At 30.0% G+C, this 20,436-nt stretch carries 21 protein-coding genes; 10 read left to right on the forward strand and 11 right to left on the reverse strand.

Annotated elements, in window-relative coordinates:
• Nucleotides 1-645: 645 nt before the first annotated feature.
• The 4 genes from DYH56_RS14160 (at nt 646) to DYH56_RS14175 (ending at nt 3,265) form a co-directional block, all read left to right on the forward strand.
• The gene (locus DYH56_RS14160) at nt 646-1,707 is read left to right on the forward strand and encodes a radical SAM protein (RefSeq protein ID WP_114643524.1); all 1,062 of its coding nucleotides are present in this window, start codon (nt 646-648) and stop codon (nt 1,705-1,707) included.
• Entirely contained in the window at nt 1,704-1,919 is a 216-nt protein-coding gene (locus tag DYH56_RS14165) for a hypothetical protein (protein ID WP_114643525.1), read from the forward strand. The genes DYH56_RS14160 and DYH56_RS14165 overlap by 4 nt, the downstream gene beginning before the upstream one ends.
• Nucleotides 1,920-2,096: 177 nt before the next feature.
• The gene (locus DYH56_RS14170; RefSeq protein WP_114643526.1) at nt 2,097-2,396 is read left to right on the forward strand and encodes a transposase; all 300 of its coding nucleotides are present in this window, start codon (nt 2,097-2,099) and stop codon (nt 2,394-2,396) included.
• On the forward strand, nt 2,393-3,265 hold the full coding sequence (locus DYH56_RS14175) for an IS3 family transposase (RefSeq protein ID WP_158539167.1): 873 nt from the start codon (nt 2,393-2,395) through the stop codon (nt 3,263-3,265). The genes DYH56_RS14170 and DYH56_RS14175 overlap by 4 nt, the downstream gene beginning before the upstream one ends.
• Before the next feature lie 144 nt (nt 3,266-3,409).
• On the opposite strand, the gene DYH56_RS14180 is transcribed toward DYH56_RS14175, so the two are convergent.
• The 3 genes from DYH56_RS14180 to DYH56_RS14190 all read right to left on the reverse strand — a co-directional run bounded on the left by DYH56_RS14180 (nt 3,410) and on the right by DYH56_RS14190 (nt 4,686).
• The gene (locus DYH56_RS14180; protein WP_114643528.1) at nt 3,410-3,592 is read right to left on the reverse strand and encodes a hypothetical protein; all 183 of its coding nucleotides are present in this window, start codon (nt 3,590-3,592) and stop codon (nt 3,410-3,412) included.
• 101 nt (nt 3,593-3,693) lie between these two features.
• Nucleotides 3,694-4,500, reverse strand: a complete 807-nt coding sequence (locus DYH56_RS14185) for a hypothetical protein (RefSeq protein ID WP_114643529.1) — start codon at nt 4,498-4,500, stop codon at nt 3,694-3,696.
• 6 nt (nt 4,501-4,506) lie between these two features.
• Nucleotides 4,507-4,686 (reverse strand): hypothetical protein, encoded by a 180-nt coding sequence (locus tag DYH56_RS14190; protein WP_114643530.1) that lies wholly within the window; start codon nt 4,684-4,686, stop codon nt 4,507-4,509.
• A gap of 213 nt (nt 4,687-4,899) precedes the next feature.
• On the opposite strand from DYH56_RS14190, the gene DYH56_RS14195 reads away from it, so the two are divergent.
• Both DYH56_RS14195 and DYH56_RS16490 read left to right on the forward strand, forming a co-directional pair.
• Nucleotides 4,900-5,403: a hypothetical protein gene (locus DYH56_RS14195; protein WP_114643531.1), complete on the forward strand. Its 504-nt coding sequence runs from the start codon at nt 4,900-4,902 to the stop codon at nt 5,401-5,403.
• Nucleotides 5,404-5,789: 386 nt separating this feature from the next.
• Nucleotides 5,790-5,948, forward strand: a complete 159-nt coding sequence (locus tag DYH56_RS16490; RefSeq protein WP_369406335.1) for a recombinase family protein — start codon at nt 5,790-5,792, stop codon at nt 5,946-5,948.
• 378 nt (nt 5,949-6,326) lie between these two features.
• On the opposite strand, the gene DYH56_RS14205 is transcribed toward DYH56_RS16490, so the two are convergent.
• From DYH56_RS14205 to DYH56_RS14235, 7 genes are all read right to left on the reverse strand, one after another.
• Entirely contained in the window at nt 6,327-7,211 is an 885-nt protein-coding gene (locus DYH56_RS14205; protein WP_114643532.1) for a mechanosensitive ion channel family protein, read from the reverse strand.
• A gap of 100 nt (nt 7,212-7,311) precedes the next feature.
• Nucleotides 7,312-8,253, reverse strand: a complete 942-nt coding sequence (locus DYH56_RS14210) for an electron transfer flavoprotein subunit alpha/FixB family protein (RefSeq protein WP_114643533.1) — start codon at nt 8,251-8,253, stop codon at nt 7,312-7,314.
• Entirely contained in the window at nt 8,250-9,044 is a 795-nt protein-coding gene (locus tag DYH56_RS14215; protein ID WP_114643534.1) for an electron transfer flavoprotein subunit beta/FixA family protein, read from the reverse strand. Before DYH56_RS14215 ends, DYH56_RS14210 begins: the two co-directional genes overlap by 4 nt.
• A 74-nt stretch (nt 9,045-9,118) precedes the next feature.
• Nucleotides 9,119-10,426 carry an MFS transporter gene (locus DYH56_RS14220; RefSeq protein WP_114643535.1) on the reverse strand — a complete coding sequence of 436 codons (1,308 nt, stop codon included), beginning with the start codon at nt 10,424-10,426 and terminating at the stop codon, nt 9,119-9,121.
• An 18-nt stretch (nt 10,427-10,444) separates the two neighbouring features.
• The gene (locus tag DYH56_RS14225; RefSeq protein ID WP_114643536.1) at nt 10,445-11,872 is read right to left on the reverse strand and encodes an FGGY-family carbohydrate kinase; all 1,428 of its coding nucleotides are present in this window, start codon (nt 11,870-11,872) and stop codon (nt 10,445-10,447) included.
• A 195-nt stretch (nt 11,873-12,067) separates the two neighbouring features.
• Entirely contained in the window at nt 12,068-13,573 is a 1,506-nt protein-coding gene (locus DYH56_RS14230; protein ID WP_202922791.1) for an FAD-binding oxidoreductase, read from the reverse strand.
• 21 nt (nt 13,574-13,594) lie between these two features.
• Entirely contained in the window at nt 13,595-14,353 is a 759-nt protein-coding gene (locus DYH56_RS14235) for an SDR family oxidoreductase (RefSeq protein ID WP_255414727.1), read from the reverse strand.
• 362 nt (nt 14,354-14,715) lie between these two features.
• Between DYH56_RS14235 and DYH56_RS14240 the strand changes: the two genes are divergently transcribed.
• The 3 genes from DYH56_RS14240 (at nt 14,716) to DYH56_RS14250 (ending at nt 19,049) form a co-directional block, all read left to right on the forward strand.
• Complete coding sequence (locus DYH56_RS14240; protein WP_114643539.1) at nt 14,716-15,435, forward strand: MurR/RpiR family transcriptional regulator; 720 nt, start codon at nt 14,716-14,718, stop codon at nt 15,433-15,435.
• 249 nt (nt 15,436-15,684) lie between these two features.
• Nucleotides 15,685-17,277 (forward strand): BCCT family transporter, encoded by a 1,593-nt coding sequence (locus DYH56_RS14245; protein WP_199533038.1) that lies wholly within the window; start codon nt 15,685-15,687, stop codon nt 17,275-17,277.
• 1,163 nt (nt 17,278-18,440) lie between these two features.
• Nucleotides 18,441-19,049 (forward strand): hypothetical protein, encoded by a 609-nt coding sequence (locus DYH56_RS14250; RefSeq protein ID WP_158539168.1) that lies wholly within the window; start codon nt 18,441-18,443, stop codon nt 19,047-19,049.
• Nucleotides 19,050-19,578: 529 nt separating this feature from the next.
• On the opposite strand, the gene DYH56_RS14255 is transcribed toward DYH56_RS14250, so the two are convergent.
• Complete coding sequence (locus DYH56_RS14255) at nt 19,579-19,773, reverse strand: site-specific integrase (protein ID WP_114643542.1); 195 nt, start codon at nt 19,771-19,773, stop codon at nt 19,579-19,581.
• Nucleotides 19,774-20,041: 268 nt separating this feature from the next.
• On the opposite strand from DYH56_RS14255, the gene DYH56_RS14260 reads away from it, so the two are divergent.
• Complete coding sequence (locus DYH56_RS14260; RefSeq protein WP_114643543.1) at nt 20,042-20,347, forward strand: DUF1254 domain-containing protein; 306 nt, start codon at nt 20,042-20,044, stop codon at nt 20,345-20,347.
• The last annotated feature ends 89 nt before the right edge of the window (nt 20,348-20,436 follow it).

A 20,436-nucleotide genomic window follows, 5' to 3' on the forward strand; every position in this document is an offset into this window, starting at 1 on the left:
CAAATCCTTTATCATCATTAAACCATTTAACTGTTCCTTTTAACATGTGTGTTACCTCCGTAAAATTTTAATACAGATAAGTTTTTCTTAAAATCCATTTAACTTTCAACCCTATTGAAGGGCTTCTCAACCAATGAAGCTCTTGTCTGACTCTCTGTTATTATTAATATAGCATCACAAATGTTATAAGAAGTAAAGTTTTATTACAATATCCTTAAAAGGGAAATTAAATAAACTAAATCTATTTGTCTTTTTTAAATTGTATTAAAGATCAGTAATAATAAAACTAACAACATCTTAAACAAAACTTAAACTTATTTGACAATCTATATTTAATAAGGAAGTATTATATATAAACTTAATTAAGGAGGTAGGTAAATGAGTTCAAAATTTGATGTTAAAGATCAAAGTGAAACGACTTGGTATAGATATATTACATCTACCAACAAAGCCCAAAAAGTAGAAGAAAGGTCTTAGAGTTTAAATTATACTTAAACCTTGGTTTAAATGGAAACCAGTAATATATATTTTGCAATTTAAAAAAAGGTTTTAACTTAATTGATGCATATATATTAATTAAGTTAAAACATTATATTATTTTTTTTTAAAAAATAGAATTTACGCACATTATAAGGAGAAGAATTTATGGAATGGAATGGTTATGATAAAAATACACTTGGTCTCTGTTATACTCTTAGGTGCCCACTAACTTGTGAGTTTTGTTGCTATGAATGTAACCCTCATCGAAATGAAAAGATGTCGATTGATCTTGCAAAAAAATTAATCAAAGAAGCTAGCCAGTCAGAACAATTTTCTTTGATTGCATTCACAGGTGGAGAAGTTCTTCTTTTTATAGAAGAAATCAAAATACTTGGTAACATAGCCAAAGAATACAATATGCCTTTTACCATTACTACATCTGGATATTGGGCTAAAGATTTTTCCACTACTCTAAAAATATTGAAAGATTTTAAGTCTTTAGGGTTAAAAACGTTAAATGTAAGCTATGACCCTTCACATGCTAAATTTGTAAATAAAAACAATATTTTTAATATTGTAAAAGCTGGAGAAGAAATAAATTTACATATTCAAGTCGCTGGAATTTACTTTTCTCTTGAAGATAATACAGAAAAATTTCTTCCTGAATTAATCGATTATAAATATACAGATCTTATTACGTCATATGTCAAAAATGTTGGTCGAGCATCAAAGCTTGATTTACCTATAAATAAATATGAGCCTATAGAAAATTGTTTTTGTTACAGTAGGGATCATTATGATTTGTTAGTTTGGTATGATGGTACCGTATATCCATGCTGTTCGACATTTAATACATCAATTCCTAATTTAATATTAGGTAATGCCTATAACATGAAACTTTCAGAGCTTTTATTAAAAGCTGAAGGAACTCTATTATTTAAAACACTTAAAAGACAAGGTTTTTCAAAGTTATATGATATTTTAGAAGAAAGAAATTATAATTTATTTAAAAAGCTCCCTAACCCTAATAGAATTATTGATCCGTGTAGTTTGTGTAGTGAAATTTTTAAAAATTGTGAGTTATCAAAGGACATAAAAAAAGAATTTGAAAAGTATGAAACTAATGAAATTGACTCACTATTAAGTTCCATGGTCGCATTAATTGGCGAAGAGAAAACTAAAAGCTTTATCATAAGTTGTACTAACAAAAAGGAGGTTCATAAATGAATGACTCAAAAGATTTAAAAGATTTAACAGTAAAATTAAAAAAAGACCCTGTAGCTAAAGAAAAATTTATTGCTGATATGTTAGTAGCTTTAAAAAATCAAGGTATAGATACAAATGATCCTGAAGTTTTAAAAACATTTGATTTAGACGCTCCTAAAAGCCCTAATACTGAAGGATTATTTGTTTTAATAGCTCAAATTCTTGTAATTTAATTATCTAAAAAAATTCTAAAAGGGTCATAGCTTTTTAAAGGTAGTTTAAACTGTACCCTTTGTCAAGGACACTTAAAAAAAAGGGTATGGTTAAGATAGTATAATCCCTCTTAAGTAGACACAATAAAAAAAGCTACGATATAATAGCTTAAAAGTGTTTGCTTAGGAGGGATTTTTTTGTCTGAAAAATATAATAAATATAGTAAAGAAACTAAATTAAAAGCGGTTAAAAAACATTTAAATGATGGGTTCTCATATCAAACTATAGCTAATGAAATGAATATTAAGTCTAAAACGCAGGTTAAAAAATTTAAGGAACTAGGTGATACTGCTTTTGATACTGAAAATAGAGGGAGGACTAAAGGAGTAAAAAAAAGAAGAACCAAAAATAATTTTTCATCTTTGGAAGAAGAGGTAGAATACCTAAGAATGGAGGTGGAGTATTTAAAAAAGTTAAAGAAAATAACTGGGAGGTGAAGACAAGAGATAAATATAAAGTTATTGAGGAGTTAAGCGCAAAATATCCAATATACAGATTATGCGCACTATCTAAAGTCAGTAAAAGTGGATATTACAAATGGAAAAATAGAAAAATAATTTTAAGTAATAAAGATATCGAAGATTTACGAATAAAAGAAGTCTTGCTTGAAGCGCATAAAAAATACAGGGGGATATATGGTAAGCTTAGATTATGTGCTTATGCTAATTTAAAACTTAATATAAAAATTAATCATAAAAGAATTTATAGATTAATGAAAGAACTGGGAATAAAGTCTGTCATAAGAAAGAAGAAATACTTAAGAAAATATATTCCTGGAAAATCTGTAGATAATAATTTAAAAAGAAAATTTAAGGCTTCTGAACCTTTGGAGAAAATATGTATGGATATAACATATATACCTCTAGGACAAAAGAAATTTCTATTTATGAATGCTGCCAAAGACCTTTATAATAATGAAATAATCGCATGTGACTTGAGTCTTCGAAATAGTATAAAACTTGTTCAGAATACAATATATAAAATATTAAAAATGCCTCTAAAAAAAGAGTGTATAATTCATACAGATCAAGGATTTCAATACACTAGAAAAGAATACTGCGATATTCTAAAAATGCATAACGTCAAGCAATCTATGTCGCGAAAAGGTAATTGCTGGGATAATGCACCAATCGAAAGTTTTTTTAGTCATTTTAAATCTGAATTAATCTATTTATTGAAAGAGGGAATACCTATAGAAGTTTTGAAAAGAGAAATACATAAATATATGGAATTTTATAATGAAGAAAGAATACAATTGAAGCTAAAAGGCTTGAGTCCTATAGAATACAGGAAACAAGCCTTTTAAAGGTAGCTTTTATTTTGTTGTCTACTTGACAGGGTTAAGACTAAGTAATGGTGTCCTTTAAAGCTTGATTTTATTGGGTTCATTTTTGAATATTACAGAAAGAATAAAAAGTAACATTAAAATACATTTTAACTCATATGTTACCTAATCATCATCATAAACAATCCTTTCATCTAACCTACATTCCACATTACAAACATCTCTATCATTAAAAATATTACCATCACACCATTGACAAAGTTCTTCTAGGCTAGTATTAGCTTCACATTTCCATAAATCAAGATATATTCCACAAACTTCTTTAAAACCTATATATTTTATTTTCATAACTGTCTTCCTTAATCTAAGTATAATTTTTTAGTCTGATAATCAAAAGCAGACAAAATAAGTCACACTTTAACTTAACTTCTTAAAATTTTTTATTACAATTAAAACATCTTTTTAAAATCTCTGAACCCTTCATCTATAACCCTACTTATCGATTTTCTTCCAGATACAACATCGGCAAAATTATTAAAAACTTTACTTTCGTTCAGAGTTCTGTCTAGTTGATCTAACACATTTGTTGCTTTTTCGACTACTTGGCATCCTACTTTACAAAATGCAATTACTGGTTCTTCTATAGTGTTTTTGTAAAAGTTAACTCCTGTAACCGTATCATAACCTTTACCTATAAAGTCTAATACTTCAGCACCAGCTACAATACCTTGGTCAAAAGGAACTTTTCTACCGTGATTAATGTCTAAAAGTGTTTTTCCAAAAAAAGAATTATCAAATTCATTTTGCTTCTCAGTTAAGTAATTAAATATTCCTTCTTCTGCTTTATTAAAGATATCTCCCTTACTCTCATAAGATTGTGAAGACTGATATGTAATTTCTTTTTTTATAGTTTTAGGGCTATTGATCTTAATTTGATTCCAATAACAATTGAAATTATCAAAGAGTACCGACCAGCATCCTTTAGTATCAACCGTAAAGTAATGTATTTGACCATTAATTACAATATAAGGATAGAAAAGACCATCTAACCATTGAACAAAGTTGATTTTATCCCTCGCAATAATATTGCCATAGATATCTTTAGTAACTAACCAAGTGTACGGAACCCAATTATTAATATTTAGGTCCCATTCAGAGTATACTTGGTAAAATCTCTGGAAACCATTTCCATCTTCACAACGATATGTATTACCGTAAATAATACCACTACTAATCTTATTAACTTCATATTTCATTATAACTCAACTCCCTTTGACTTCAAAATTTTTAGTTAAACTCCACACTAACCCTTTCGATATTATAGGACATCTAGGAACAGCAAAGATCTTTCCATCTTTACCATAAATAGAATGTTTTCCTGTATCTCTCACAGAAATTAATCCCAAGGATTTCATAAGTTTTAAAAACTCTCTCTTTTTCATAGATTCATCTCCTTAAGATTTATTCTTTAAGCTCTTTTTTATTCTACATCAAATTTTAGGAAAAGTCAAACAATTAACCTGTTTAATTTCTCTTCAAAACAATTATTTTAGGAAAATTACCATTTTAAATGATTTTCAAATAGATTAAAAAAGAAATTTACTTATAATAATGATTGTGATATAATAATATAAAGAATACAAGGAGGCACTGCAATGAATGAAAAAAATTATTGGTCTTTATTATCCAAACTTGGATTAATGGAGCAGGATCTTATTACGCTACTCAATATGAACTTAGGAGATCCAAATGAAATTAGGGAATACATATATATGAAAGCCAAGCCTTATACTACATTTTTACAAAGAGTTAATAATATTTTAGGTAGAGAAAATCTTCCAAATAATTATAAAATATTTTTTGGTGAGAACTGGGAAGAGAATTTCCAAGAAGAATTAAAAACTTTATTTCCATTCCCTTATCCAGATCAAATCCAGGAAGAAAGCAGACAAAAAATGTTTTTGTCTAAAGATTTCGAACTAATTAGTAATTTAGCAGGTTTATACTCCTCAAGATACAATAACCCTAATGAGTTGGATACAGACGTTAAAAGAAAACTATCTCAAATTCTTTATTCCAAGGATGAAGCTATTGAAAATATTGCTTCTCTTTTAAGAACAACACCAAGAACAATCAGAAACTATATAAATGAAAAATAAAAGCATAATATTGATAAAAGGTGATTTCTATATTCTACAGAAGTCACCTTTTTTAATCACATTCATATTTGTGATTGTTATTATATTCATAGATAAAAAAGAACAATTAAAAATTACTGGGAATAACCAAACTAAATATAATGGAAATTAAATTGCACGGCACTTACTGGGGTTATTGGAATTGGAAAGATTCAAACTATTTAAATTGCCTCGGACAGTCTCAAACCCAATAAAAATACCAGGGTCACAAACAAAAATTGAAATAGTATTAAATAAATGAACAATAAATTACTTGTTGATTTAAGAACTTGCCATGTCCTGTCTACTCACTTTAAATATAGGTTTTTTAAATTTGAAAAAGTAAATATGATACTGCATCTACAATTATAGAAGAAACTTTTACAGGAACTACTGCTAACAGACCAAAATGGATAAAACTAAAGAAAGAATTAAAGTCAGGAGATACATTAATCTTTGATAGTGTCAGCGGGATGTCCAGGAATGCTATAGATGGGATAGATGAATACGAGGAGCTCCATCGATAAGGAGATAAGGTTAATCTTTCTTAAAGAGGCATATATCAACTGAGAAGTGTATCAAAATCAGCTGGATGGATATAAGAGTATTCATACCAAGGATAAAGAGGTCATTGAAACTATAGGGGTAGCTAAGCATAGCTTTTACAAGTATATTAGAGAATTAAATAATTAAAAAAAGATGACTTGTATAATACAGAAATCATCTTTTTATCCTTGTTAAAATTTCAAAACATTTAATTAACATATCTTCTTGTGAGACATATTATAAAGATTGCAACTAGTATTACCCCAAGGAAATGTTTAGGTTGGAAAACTCCCCGTGAAGTATTCTGGGAAGAACCCACTGTTGCATTTAATTTGACAATCTAGGAATTATAAAACAGCTTAATCTATTCCGGGATGTATTTTTATATCCTTTCCCTCTAAACTGGCGAAGGTTAGGTGCGGTTTGATTCCTAATTCACAAAACTTTAAACAAAGTTTTGTTCTGACATCGGTTTTAAAATCCCATCCATTTGCTGGTGAATCGGTCATTGCTGAAATCCAGCATTTAACCCCTTTTTCTCCCATCTCTATTATCCAGAAATAAGAATGATGCTCATCTTTTTTCTTGAATTGCGAGTTATCCGCTATATTAACGGCCAGTTCCTTTATCATATTTAAATCTTCATTATATGAAATCCAAAATTCTATAGTTGCCCACTGGCTGGGTTCAATCAATGTATAGTTAACAAATTTTTCTCTCAGCATCTCGCTGTTGGGGACAACATACCTTTTAGAATCCCATATTTTTATGACTGAATGAGTCATAGTTATATCCTCGACCATTCCATACGTTTCTCCAATCATGACGGTATCTCCGATATTAAATTGTTTTGAAAACGTAATGACGACTCCAGAGATAATATTTTCAATTAACTGTCTTGATGCAATACCTAAAAGCACTGTAGATGCGGAAGCTAATAAAGAAATAGTAGTTTTAGAAGTTTTTGTAAAAGTTGGAAAAAAGATTACAACAACAAATAATAAAACCCATAATAGAAAAACCAGTCTCTTTATTATTGTAAATCTCATCCCTACATTTTCTATGGCTTTCACCTTTGTTTTTTTAAAAGCTTCTCTAAATTTAGAGATTTTGGGGCGAATCGGCCCCATATTTTTTTTATTTTCTAAACTGGAAACATTTTGATCCTCAATTTTATTCAACCAAAAATTAAAGGCAAAGGTTAATAATAAAAAAACTATTGTTAAAACTATATAATACTCCACATAATCACTCCCGATTTTTATTTAAAGGTGTATAATCATTATAAAAATATCCCTTTTTTTAAAACTCGTCATTTTGAAACAAACTTTGGAAAAATCAACCCTAACAATTATAGTTATTTTCTTCTATTCTTTTATTTAACATTTCTATAAAAGTTACTGCATCTCCTTCTACCACAATATCTGATATAAAACAAATAGGTGCATTTTTGTTTGTGTTTACAGATATAAGGTGTTGTACATTTTTTAGACCGACTACATGTTGGGAGGTCCCGTGAATACCTAGTGCAATATATAGTTTAGGACTTACTACCTTTCCAGATTGCCCCACCTGGATATCCCTCTTTACATAACCTCTATCCACTAGCCATCTACTAGCTGAAACATTTCCTTCTAGATTATCAGCTAGAGTATATAGTTTTTCAAATTGATTTTTAATTCCACTCCCACCTGAGACTAATATATCACTGGTTCTGATGTCCTTGCTTTTAGGTTTTTTATATTTATCTTTAATAACTACCGAACCTTTTGAAGTTATGCTGTCTTCATATATCTTAGCAGTTCTTGTATTACAGAATTTTTCATCTTCTTTAAACATCATTGGTCTCACCGACATCATTACAGGTTTTTTATCACATATTATGCTAGCGTAGAGTTTACCCTCAAAGGCCGGTCTTACCATCACGATATCTTCACCATTTTTCTCAATCTCAGTAACATCAGCACAGAGCCCTGTTTTTAATTCCATGGCTACCCTCGGCGCAATCATTCTTCCTAAAACTGTGGCAGAAAATAGCACATAATCAAAGTTTTCCTTGTTATGTATTTTTTTTATATACTCTGCTATTACTTTATTATTATATCTATCCGACTGTAAGCATTTCACCTTTATTATCTTGTCTATATCACAGTTTTCAAAGTCTATTCCTTCACTAAAGACAACAGCCCATATTTCACTATTCTTATCAATTTTATTGGAGATATTTATTAAATCTTTATAGTATTTAGTATTTCCAGCTTCAATACAAATTAAAATTTTATTCATTTTTTTATAAAACCTCTCTCTAATAAATAATTATATACATAATCAATTCCTTCATTGTCACACTTAACTATTTTTTTTGCTTTATTTATAGTCTGTTTAGGTTCAGCCTTTATTACCTTAGTTGGCGACCCTTTGAGACCTATCATTTCATTAGCAATAGATAAATATTTATTGTCTATTATATCTATTCTATCTGTAACATCCTTTTTTAATTCCTTATATCTAGGATAACGAAGTTTATATTTTGGATTGTTTTTTAAGCTAAGTAATATTGGTATTTCGGAGTTTAAGGTCAAGATTTCATCTTCTAATTCCACCTTGAAGTCTAGCATATTATCTCTAATATTTTCTACCTGAGTTACATCAGAAAACTGATTAATATCCAGAAGAGAAGCAACCTGTGGACCTACATGACCTGTGTCACCATCTTGGGCTCTGCTACCACTCAGTATTAAATCATAGTCATTCTTTTTTAAATACTCTGATAAAATAGTGCTAGTAACATAGCTATCGGAACCTGCATAGCTTTTATCACTTATAAGTACTCCTTTATCGATCCCTCTTCTCACTACATCTTTTAAATTTTCTAGGGCAGTCATACTTCCCATAGTCACAACTGTTATTGATACATCATCATTTTTGTCCTTAAGCTGTAATGCTAATTCAACAGCACAAGAGTCATGAGGGTTCAAAATCATATTTATCCCATCTCTAATCAATGTATTGGTTTCATAGTTGTATTTAAACTTATCTATATTTGGTACAAATTTAATTAAACAAATAATATTCATATTCTCTCCATAATAAATTGTAAATCCATACAGATCATATAGTCTATATGGATTTATTGATTTTATTGATTTTATTAATTTTCAGTTGTATATTCCAATTCTTCTTCTGTTTTCTCTGTCTGTACAGATTTTTTTTGGAAGATAGTAACTGCTATTACTCCTGTAATACCACAGATAGCACTAGTTATAAAGTAGGCGTTATATCCCATATTGCCACCAAAAGTTCCAAATAATATTGTATTTACCTTTGGTATAATTATGTCAGGAAGATATCCAAGAAATGATATTATACCTATAGAGAGACCTAAAATTGCAGCGTCAAGTCTACAATCTCCAAGTAAAGACCAATACAGACCTCTTATAGTATAAAGCATTATAGCTAATAGAATGAACAATCCGAAAAATACCATTTGTGGAGTAGAATAAGGGATCGTAGATATTGTAATCAGCAATACAGAAGCACATGTCACAGCTATTTTAAGTGTTTTTGCTTTCCCAATCTTATCTGCAATAAACCCACCAAAAATTCCACCTATTGGACGCATCCATAGTACTATAGTTGTAATTAAACCTACAGTTATTGGATCCACTTCTAAATTAGTCTGTAAGAATCCACCTATATAGTATACAGTCCAGAATACTGTGTAACCCATAAAAATTATGATTCCTAAATTCCAAACAAGTTTATTACCAAATACAACTTTAACATCCCCAACTAAATTACGCTTTACTTTAGAAGTTTCTTTTTTAGTCTCAATTTTAATTTCTTCAGATTCTTGATTATCCTTTAAGAAAATACCTATTAAAAGGGATAAACTAATCAGAGCAAAACTATACATATAGATTACTCTAATTAGAGCTTCTCTTTTTAACATCATATCATCTGCATTTCCTAAGACAGTTGAGAATATTACAAGAGCAATAGATGCAAGTAGAGCTTCTACAGCACCTCTACCACCATCGAGTATTCCAAAAAATCTCCCCTCTTCTTCTTTAGTGGACATTAATTTTACGATTTTTAAATGTGCTCCCCAGAAAGTAAATACCGAGAAAAATCCCCAAATGGCGAAGATTATTCTAACGTTAATATAACTAGGTATCTGCGCGAACCATAGCCCACCTAATCCCGTGCAAAGCAGTGATACTACAAGAAGTTTTTTTGCAGAAATTCTGTCTGCTAACCATCCACTAGGAAAATAACCCACTACAAATACCATTCCCAGTGTAGTATATAAAGAATTTAACTGACCATTTGTAATCCCAAATACTTCAAGAATTGTAACTTGATAATTTGTTCTTAAATAAATCAAAGGATAAATTGCTCCAGCGGCTAAAACCACAAGCAAAAATTGTAAATATCTATTGGTATTAGTTGTTTTCATAGGACCCCCTTTTTTGAATTAAAAAATTGAATGTGCTACCTTTAAAACTTCATCTGTATGTTTTCTAACATTTTTTATTACCTTATTATTTATTTTATCATAGAATGAATAAAGGTTTTTATTCGGTTCAAATACCTCTTTAACTCTGACCATATTTTCTATTGCTTCATCAAAGGAATCATAGATGCCAAGATATTTAGTAGTGCATATTGCAGCACCTAGGCAAGCACAACTTGTTGCTTCGTTTCTCTTAGTTGGTAAACCAAACATGTCAGCTATTATTTGCATCATTAAGTTACTCTTAGATCCTCCACCTATTACTATGATATTGTCGATCTCTGACCCTATTTCATCTAACATATCGTATATATTATTTTTAATATTATATGATATAGCCTCTAAAATAGAACGATATATATGAGCATTTGTATGCCTGTGATCAAATCCAAGCATAATCCCTTTTCTGAAGTCATGAGATGAACTGTTTAGCCAATCCAGTAAAGTTATTAAACCATCACTTCCTGGCGGAACTGTTCCTCCAATTTGGTTTAGATACTCCTCCTCAGAAATATTCAATTCTTTAGCCTTGTTCCTTACCTCGTCTCCCAAGATATTTTTATACCAACTTACAGTCCACATACCCCGTCTTATTCCTGTAGATTCATAGACATATTTAAAAGGTACACAGGCTAATGTAGGGAAAAAATTCTGGGCACCTTCAAAATATTCATCTCTTACAAGCATGGAAGATATAAAAGTTCCTAAAGAGATCATGATAGACTTATCTCCGTTAATACCTGATCCCAATGCTTCAACAGCTTTATCATTACCAGTTGCCACAACCTGAATATTTTCTTTCAAACCATACTCTTTACATAACTTAGATTTTAATGAACCATAGCTCTCACCTGGCTGTATTATTTTAAATAGCTGATTTCTTTTCAAACCGTTAGCCTCGATAACTTTATCATCTTCCGACCATTCAAGTGTTTCTATATCTATCGGCCAATAAACTTCTAAATTACTACAGGTATCCTTGAATGATCCTGTCATTCTGTTAGCAAGATAACCTGAAGTAGTTGTCACATATTTTACTTCATCATTTTCATGTATATATGGTTTTGAAAGCCTGTTGTCCATCCAGCTTAAAACTGGATAAGCTAGAGAACCGTCTTCCTTTAAAAGTGCACGACAGCATCTAATTGTACATAATCCTATTGCCAGAATATCATTTTTATTTCCATGAAATTTACTGAGACAATCTTTTATTCCATCATGTACACTATCCCATAGGTCATCATCTGGATGTAATACTACACCACCTTCAGCTGTGTAAAGGTTTTTTAATGCTTTTGATCCATAACATATTTGATTCCCCTTTAAATCGAAAATAGTTACTTTCGTACTTTGTGATCCATTATCTATCCCCATTATATATTTACTCATAAGAAAACCACCCCCCTCAATTATTTTATAAAAAATAAAACACCTAATTTTTCTATTGCGATGAATATAACCCATAGACATTTAAAATTAATGCTTGCTAGAACTTGCATTATCAAAAAAATATCTATGGGAATTTTTTTAGCTAATTATACAAATTTAGTAGTAACTGATTACTAACTTTTTTTATTCAACACATTATTTCTCTAAATCTTGTTCAATGTATTTTTTGATTCCATCAGCTTTTGGATAGATTGTTCCGTAGTTCATTATACCTTTAGGATCAAAAACGTCTTTCAGCTTCTCTAACATGTAAAAGGCCGATAAATGTTCATCCTTAGCCCATTGAGAACGGTATTTTCCTATTCCGTGGTGGTGACACATAGAACCACCTAATTTAAGAGTTTCTTCGATGACTATCTGATGGAGAGGATGGTGATAAATCTTCATCTCATCTTCTGGAGCACAGTTTATATTGTAGTTATATACAAAGTATAGATTAGTTCCATTTATGTAGCTGTGAGATGAATGTCCTCCTAGCATAGTAAGATCATGAACTCTGTCAAACTCATTTTTTACTCTTTCCATAACATTGTAGTAGATCTTAGGGATAGTTTCCCAGTCTGCTGAGATCTCTGTGGTAAATCCATCATGAGAGTCGTTTTCCTTCATCCCCTCAAACTCGTCGTCGATATCCTGCTGACTCCAGTTAAGATGGTTAAACCAGTCCTCGATTAGAGAGGAATCTACTTTTTTAATAATCCCATCTTTGAACTTATCTACAGCTTCCTCTATGGCTTCACAAGTTGCATCTACTATACCTTTTGGACCCTCTGCCATAAGTATTACTACACACTTTCCTTCATAGAAGTGATAGAAATGCTGTTTCGCATCCTCTTCCGAATAAGCACGTGCAACTGATGGCCTGAACCCGTTAACCATTACTTCTCGTAGTATTTTTAAACCAGTATCTATATCTTCTGTTAAATATCCGTAGAACTTATTATTTTCAGGGTAGTATTTAAAGATTTTAACAGTTACTTCTGTTATATAGCATAGAGTCCCTTCATTACCTATAACTATGTGTCTGATATCTGGTCCTCCAGCACGACGGGATACATTTTTAATTCTTGAAACATGACCATCAGGGAATACACATTCTAATCCTACAACCATGTCTTCTATAGCACCATAAAGGGTAGAAAATTGACCGATACTTCTAGTTGCCACAAGACCACCTAGCTGTGCTACAGGCTTAGACTGTGGGGAATGACCAGTTGTATAACCTAATTTTCTTAACTCATCCTCTAAATCCTGAAGCCTTGTTCCACACTGTACAGTAGCCTGCATGTTGTATGTATCTAGCTTTATAATTTTATTCATTCTAGAACCATCAATAACTAAAGTGTGCTCCTTCCAGTTTTCAAGACCACCCTCTGTTGCAGTCTTACCACCTCTTGGGATCACGTTTACATCGTTATTGTTACAGTATTTAAGTAGTTTCTCTACATCATCTGTGCAATTTGGATATACTATAGCTACAGGAACTGGAACATTCAAGACCTTTTTCGCTTTAGCATACTTTTTATATCTGTCTGCCGCTGCATCGTATAGCTCCTCTGCATTTGTTACAATTTGGTTAACACCAACTAATGTTTCTAAATCCTTTAATATTAATTCTTTTTTATTCAAAATAACCTCCAATTTTTCTTTTTATAATAAACTTTATCTTACTAGATATCCACCATCTACATTAACTGTAGTTCCATTTACATAATTAGATGCGTCTGATGCTAAAAATACAGCTGTTCCCATCAAGTCTCTTAAGTTGCCCCATCTATTTGCTGGAATATGACTTAAGATCCTATTATTTGCTGCTTCATTTGCTCTTGTTTCAGCTGTTAACTCAGTAGCAAAATACCCAGGTGCAATCGCAGTAACCTGAACGTTAAATTGTGCAAGTTCATCACAATATGCTTTTGTGAACCCTGCGATTCCATGTTTTGAAGCTGCATAAGCAGGACTCCATTGCCCTCCTAAATAAGCGAATAAAGATGCGGTATTTATAATTTTCCCACTCTTTTGAGGTATCATATATCTTGCTGCTTCATGGGACATATCAAAGGCTGCAGTCAGATTAAGTGAAATCATCTTGTCCCACTGTTTTCTTGTGTATTTAAGAACATCAGGTTCATTTATACACATACCAGCATTATTCATAAGAATATCAATACAACCAAATACTTCTACACATTTTTCAACGACTTCCTTACAAGCTCCATCTTCTGTTATATCTTTGATCATAAGGTGATATTTTACACCTTCTGCTTCAATAAGCTTTTTAGTTTCTCCACCATCATCCATAACACTTGCGACAAAAATATTAGCACCAGCCTTAGCTAAAGCTAAAGTAAAAGCTTGACCTAATCCTGTATTACCACCTGTTATCAGAGCATTTTTACCCTTTAAAGAGAAAAAATCCATTGAAAATTTTTGAATGTCATTAATGTTGTTCATTTATTACCTCCATTTTTATTATATGTTTTATCCTAGTAATAGATATACCATCTGTTTTTTTTTTAGTCAATACTTTTTTGGAAATTTTTATGCTTTTGTTATATAAAACACATTAAAATGGAAAACTTTCCATTGGTTAGTGGTGTGTTTTATGTTGGTATTAGATATATCACCTGTTTTTTTTTTTAGTCAATACTTTTTTTGGAAAACTTTATATTTTCAATACATTAATTGTATTAAAGCGGAAAACTTTCTTTGACTTTATAAAATAAATATTGTAATATCTTTAATATTACTAGCAAAAACAAACTATATATGAAGGTGATTTTATGATAGGCATTAACCACACTAAATTGAATAATCTTGAAAAGAGTATAATAGAAGCTATCAATAATTCAGATAAAATATCTGGTAAATTAAAAATTTATGAAGCTGCTGAAATTGCAAAGGTCTCTACATCTAAAATATCCAAACTTTCTAAAAAATTAGGGTTTGAGAATTATAAGCAGTTTATTAAATATCTTTCCAAAGAGTCCCCTTTACCACAGAAAAAAGAAAGTAATCTTGAAGAAAAAAGAATAATCGATTTTTTACAAAATTTTGATATAAATATTATAGATGACCTTATTAAAACTATAGAAAAATACCAGAATATAATATTAGTTGGATATGGTCCTTCTCTTTTGGCAGCAGAGTATTTTGCATATAAGTTGAAATTAGTTGTTAAAAAAAATATTATAACATCTAGCGAAGAAATGGTGATTGAAAAACTCTTCAATGAAAACACCGTATTAATTTTATTTTCTGTAAGTGGGAAATTTAAGGATACCTCTCATTTATTAAATAAACTTACCGGTAGAGGAGGTCATATAATTCAAATATTAGACGAATATAATACCAATATTGAAATGGATAGATTTTCACAGGTAATCTATTTGACACAGTCATTCCAAGATGAAAAACTATTACATTATGAAAAATCAAGAAGTATATTCTTTATTTTTTTTGAAAAATTTTTCCATAGAATGAGAGAGAATATCAAACTCTAATCTGAATAATAGCAAATGTATCTACTAATAGTCATATCCTCTACTATATAGATTTTTAACTGGATAGGTAGAGGGTATAACTATTAATTTTTTTTTATGAAATAATTTTACATCACTCTATTTAAAATCAATTTTAAAATTTTGATTTTTGGAAAAGCATAGTTTAATTTTATTCGTATTTTTTTTTAGAACGTTGAGATCAAATATAGTTAGATTTTAAGTAGAGGAATTAAAAATAGGAGGGATATTATGTTTAAACAAATTAGGCCTATTGCTTTCTGGCCTGCTTTTATACTTTTAGTAAGTGCTTTAGCACTCAATTGGGTTTTTCCAGATATATTTATCAACAATGTTACAGTAGCAAGTGATTGGATGCTTAAAAATTTTGGCTGGGCATTTAGTTTAACTGGATTTTTAGTTATCATTGCTGTCATCAGTATGTATTTTTCAAAACTAGGTGAAATAAAAATAGGAGGAAGTGATGCAAAACCACTGATGTCCAATTTTAACTGGTTTGCGATTACTTTATGCACAACCCTTGCAGCTGGTATAGTATTTTGGGGAACTGCTGAACCAATTTATCACTTGGCTTATCCTCCCGAAACTTTAGGAATACAACCGCTCTCTCCAGAAGCTGCAAAATTTGCTATGGAAACAATGTTTTTACACTGGACTTTTACTCCGTATGCGATATATGCATTACCTACCGTTTTATTTGCAATTTCTTTTTATAACTTGAAAAAGCCTTTTAGTATAGGTTCACAAATTTCTCCAATCACAGAAAAAATAGAGAGTGATAAATTTTATCAGATAATCGATGCAGTTTGTTTATTCTGTCTAAGTGCTGGTGCTGCTGCTGCTTTTGGAACTTCTACTTTAAATATCGGAGGTGCTCTTAATTCTATAACAGGAATTCAAAGTACTCCAGGGTTATGGCTTTTAATTTCAATTACGCTTGCTAGTGTTTTTATATTTTCGGCTTGCACAGGAGTAATGAAAGGAATCAAAATACTTTCAAGCTTAAATATGAAAGTATATTATTTAATAGTTATATTTGTATTTTTTGTCGGACCTACAGCATATTGTTTAAACCTAGGAACTGAAGCTTTTGGTGGCTATTTATCGGGATTCTTTAGTAAAAATTTATACACAGGAGGAGCTGCAAATGAGATGTGGCCAAAATCGTGGACTATGTTTTATTGGGCAGTGTGGATGGCTTGGGCTCCTGTTACCGCATGTTTTCTAGGAAGAATATCCTACGGTAGAACGGTAAGAGAAATTTTAAATGTGAACTTTATTTTCCCATCTATATTTGGTGCTCTATGGATGGTTATATTTAGTGGAACCGCTATAAATTATCAGTTAACAGGAAAGGTAAATCTTGTTAAAATTTTGAATGAAATAGGACCAGAAGCTGTAGGATATGCAATCCTTAGAGAAATGCCATTTTCTAATATAATCATTCCTTTTTTCTTCGTTATTGTGGTTATAACCGCTATTACAGCTTTTGACTCTACTACAAACGCTATGAGTGCTCTTTCAATAAAAAACATTTCTATAGAAAATCAGGAAGCTCCTACATCATCTAAAGTCGTTTGGGGAATAATAGTTAGTGCTATTGCTTTTATTATGATCAGTAAAACTGGTATTAACGGAATAAAAACTCTTTCTAATCTAGGAGGATTTCCTGCTATCGTAATAGAATTCTTAGCTTGTACTTGTGTTTTTAAGATGATAAAGAATCCAAAAAAATATGAGTACCAAGAAAAAGTAACTCAACAATCGTTTCAAGAGGAAAGGGTTGATGAAGTATCTAAAAGCTCTGAGGTATACCAATCTTAAGAAGGTTAATAATATTATTTTATATATCGGCTATTACAAATAACAATAATTTAAGGCTTCTTAATTGTATAATTAATTGCAACAAAAAATGCTCATAGATATTTCCATGGTATTATGGTGGGTCGGTTTGTCAAACAGTTCCTCAATTTTCTTAAGCAATTAAATTCATTTTAACCAAGGTCTAAGTGTACGTACACTTAGGCTTTTTTACTTTTCACACCATCTGAATAGACTGTGCATTAGATATCCATTTGTATTTATGAGGTTAAAAAACGTATGCTTGTTTAAATGAATCCTATTCTAAGCAAACAGAAGAGACCTCCTAATGGAAGTCTCTAAATATAATCCCCATTAGACTCAACTAAAAAAGAAGTCACTATATAGTGACTTCTTAATTTTTTCTGCTATTTAAAAACTACAAACTTTACAGTCGTGGATTTCATGGTGGAAGTGAGAGATACCGAACCCGCGTCTATTATATTTTAGTAATATTTATACTCTGAAAATTTAACGATATGATACGAAAGTTCCCTAATACCTCTTTTGTAGTATTCGAAAATGAAGTCAATAAAATTAAAGCTAAAAGGACACTCATGATTTGAGTGTCCTTTTATTTGGTACTATTTATTGTTTTGTCTTCAATTTCCTTTAAAATTTGTCCGCGATCAATTTATAATGACTCTATCTATTTTTCTATCTTTTAAAAAATTATTAAATATAATTATCCCTTTAAAATAAGCCTAAATGGTAGCGTTGGTGTAGTTGTCTTCTAAGTATTTTTTGTATTGTGTCATAAAAAACACCTCCTATAGGAGTTTTAACACATCGAGGAGTGAAAGTTAAGGGTACTATTTTTTTATTTATGTAGTATACTCTAATGGAATTAATTTATATAAAATAATTTTAGGAGGGGAAAGTTGAAATTAAACTATAGTTTAATTAAAATAAAAAATGAAATATCAAGAATAAGTAAAATAAGAACAGAAAGTGAACCAATAGATAAAATAGAAAGAGAGTTAAAACCTCTTTTGAAAGGATTCTGGACGGAATTTTTTGGTAGACCTGATAACAAATTTGAGTTATATAGGGCGAGAAAGGGAGAACATAATCATATAAAAGAACTTTGGTATCCTAATCCGAAATATGTAAAAAAATTAGGCAGGATGAATAAAAGATCAGAATCTATATTTTATACTTCTTGTGGTCATAATGCTAAGCTAGGTTGCTTAGAAGAAACACGAGTAAAAAAAGGAGAAATTATAACAAGACTTAAATGTGAGCTTGATAGTACTGAATTAAAGTTATTAGGTTTGGGAAACTTTGATGAGTGGATGGAAGATAAAATAAAAAAAAGTGAAAGATCATCTATGAATATTTATTTAGAGTTATTTAATAAAAATAAAAAAGAACAAAAAAATAGAATAGGAAATAAACATGAGAATAAAAAAAATGATGAAATAAAAAAATGGATTAACGCATTATTTTTTAAAAAAATTTCAGAAGAAAAAGAGCATAAATATTCTCATACGATAGCTATATCTAAAAATTATTTTGATGGGTTTAAATGCGATGGAATATTTTTTCCAAGTATAGCTTCTTATGGTAGATCTATAAACTTATCTTTAAAGCCTAAAATAGCTGATAATTATGTTTCCCCTTTAAAAGTTCAAGTTCTAGAAATATTGGATATAACAAATGAAGGATATAAATTAAAGCTAAAAAAAGAAAGTAAAGAAATAAGAGAAAATGGTGAAATTATTTGGTCATGGTAACAAAACATAGAAAAATCTAAATCTGTCTCAATCTTTATAAAGGTACTTAAAATAAATTCAACTATAGTGGAGATTGACTAACTATATACCGTAAATTTATGGTACAATATTACATAATTTAAGAAACTTATTTTGTATAACTTAGAGGTTAAAAACGGTACTTACTAGAGTGCTTGAACCCTTAAAATAATAAAAGATCCTAAAAAAATTAGGATCTTTTTCTATCTGTCGTGATGTTCCCTTGGAGTTAGGAATTAAGTCAAGTTATATAATAAAAATTCTACTTCAAATAGTGATTCTGTGGGGACAGTTTGGAGACAAAAAAGTAATTTCTTTAAAAAAACACATAAAATATTAGTAATAAATCCTAGTAAAAACGGTGATTTACTAAATAAAATTAAGTTTAAATAACTCCTATTAGGTGCGCCATTTTAATTAATTTCAACGCTGCTTTTAATAGCAGCTTTTTTATTTTTCTATAATAATTTTTACTGTCTAATAAAAAAAATCCTTTAAAAAAACAAAATTATCAATAAAAACAACTCGACACCGTTCTAATAGATACCTTTCTCACTTCCATCAGATATACCTTGAATTCATCTATAGTAGTTCTGGTTATTTCTCTATCACCTAAAAAATTATTAAATATAGTTATCCCTTTAAAATAGGCCTCAATAGTAACTTTAGTATAGTTGTTTTCTAAGTATTTTTTGTATTGTGTCATAAAAAACACCTCCTATAGGAGTTTTAACACATAAAAGGTTGAAAGTTAAGGGGATTAATTTTTTTGATGAATTAAAAAAATACCCCTTTTTTTAATTGAAATTTTAAATATTATCAAGCATACTTAAATGATAATAAAAGTAAAGGGAGGAGGAAAATGAAAAAAATATTATTAGGAACGGACTATTAATTTTATCAGCGATCGGAATGGCAGATACAAATATTGATTTTGATTCACCAAATGGAATGTAAGACCTGAAAAATATGGGATGACTAGTAGAGAATACGTTGAAACTGAAAGTTATTCATTTATGAAAGAGTTCATAGATAGAAATGGATTAAATAAACCAACTCATTTTAAATCATTAGCAAAACCAGGTGATAATTGGGTTGTATCTCCAAATAGAGACACAATTTATACTATGATTACTGTCAAAACTACCAAAGGATTTACTTTAAAATTACCAGAAATGAATGGAAGGTTCTTAGGTGCTCAGTTTGTAAATGCCGATCATACAGTTCCGTTTTATGAAACAAAAGGAGCATTCCTGTATAATAAAAAAGTAAATGGTTGAAAAAAAAAGATACCTCGATGTAAAATTAAGACGACTAAACCCTAATATTTTACGGAGGTATCCACATGAAGTTTAACCAAAATAGCAAA

It is taken from the genome of Psychrilyobacter piezotolerans, assembly GCF_003391055.1.
GTDB lineage: Bacteria > Fusobacteriota > Fusobacteriia > Fusobacteriales > Fusobacteriaceae > Psychrilyobacter > Psychrilyobacter piezotolerans.

Bases quoted from the DNA above. Each gene is read 5' to 3' on its own strand.
- DYH56_RS14160 (WP_114643524.1), top strand. From the start codon at position 646: ATGGAATGGAATGGTTATGATAAAAATACACTTGGTCTCTGTTATACT.
- DYH56_RS14165 (WP_114643525.1), top strand. From the start codon at position 1,704: ATGAATGACTCAAAAGATTTAAAAGATTTAACAGTAAAATTAAAAAAA.
- DYH56_RS14180 (WP_114643528.1), bottom strand. From the start codon at position 3,592: ATGAAAATAAAATATATAGGTTTTAAAGAAGTTTGTGGAATATATCTT.
- DYH56_RS14185 (WP_114643529.1), bottom strand. From the start codon at position 4,500: ATGAAATATGAAGTTAATAAGATTAGTAGTGGTATTATTTACGGTAAT.
- DYH56_RS14190 (WP_114643530.1), bottom strand. From the start codon at position 4,686: ATGAAAAAGAGAGAGTTTTTAAAACTTATGAAATCCTTGGGATTAATT.
- DYH56_RS14195 (WP_114643531.1), top strand. From the start codon at position 4,900: ATGAATGAAAAAAATTATTGGTCTTTATTATCCAAACTTGGATTAATG.
- DYH56_RS14210 (WP_114643533.1), bottom strand. From the start codon at position 8,253: ATGAATAAAATTTTAATTTGTATTGAAGCTGGAAATACTAAATACTAT.
- DYH56_RS14215 (WP_114643534.1), bottom strand. From the start codon at position 9,044: ATGAATATTATTTGTTTAATTAAATTTGTACCAAATATAGATAAGTTT.
- DYH56_RS14220 (WP_114643535.1), bottom strand. From the start codon at position 10,426: ATGAAAACAACTAATACCAATAGATATTTACAATTTTTGCTTGTGGTT.
- DYH56_RS14225 (WP_114643536.1), bottom strand. From the start codon at position 11,872: ATGAGTAAATATATAATGGGGATAGATAATGGATCACAAAGTACGAAA.
- DYH56_RS14235 (WP_255414727.1), bottom strand. From the start codon at position 14,353: ATGGATTTTTTCTCTTTAAAGGGTAAAAATGCTCTGATAACAGGTGGT.
- DYH56_RS14240 (WP_114643539.1), top strand. From the start codon at position 14,716: ATGATAGGCATTAACCACACTAAATTGAATAATCTTGAAAAGAGTATA.
- DYH56_RS14245 (WP_199533038.1), top strand. From the start codon at position 15,685: ATGTTTAAACAAATTAGGCCTATTGCTTTCTGGCCTGCTTTTATACTT.
- DYH56_RS14250 (WP_158539168.1), top strand. From the start codon at position 18,441: ATGAATAAAAGATCAGAATCTATATTTTATACTTCTTGTGGTCATAAT.
- DYH56_RS14255 (WP_114643542.1), bottom strand. From the start codon at position 19,773: ATGACACAATACAAAAAATACTTAGAAAACAACTATACTAAAGTTACT.
- DYH56_RS14260 (WP_114643543.1), top strand. From the start codon at position 20,042: ATGACTAGTAGAGAATACGTTGAAACTGAAAGTTATTCATTTATGAAA.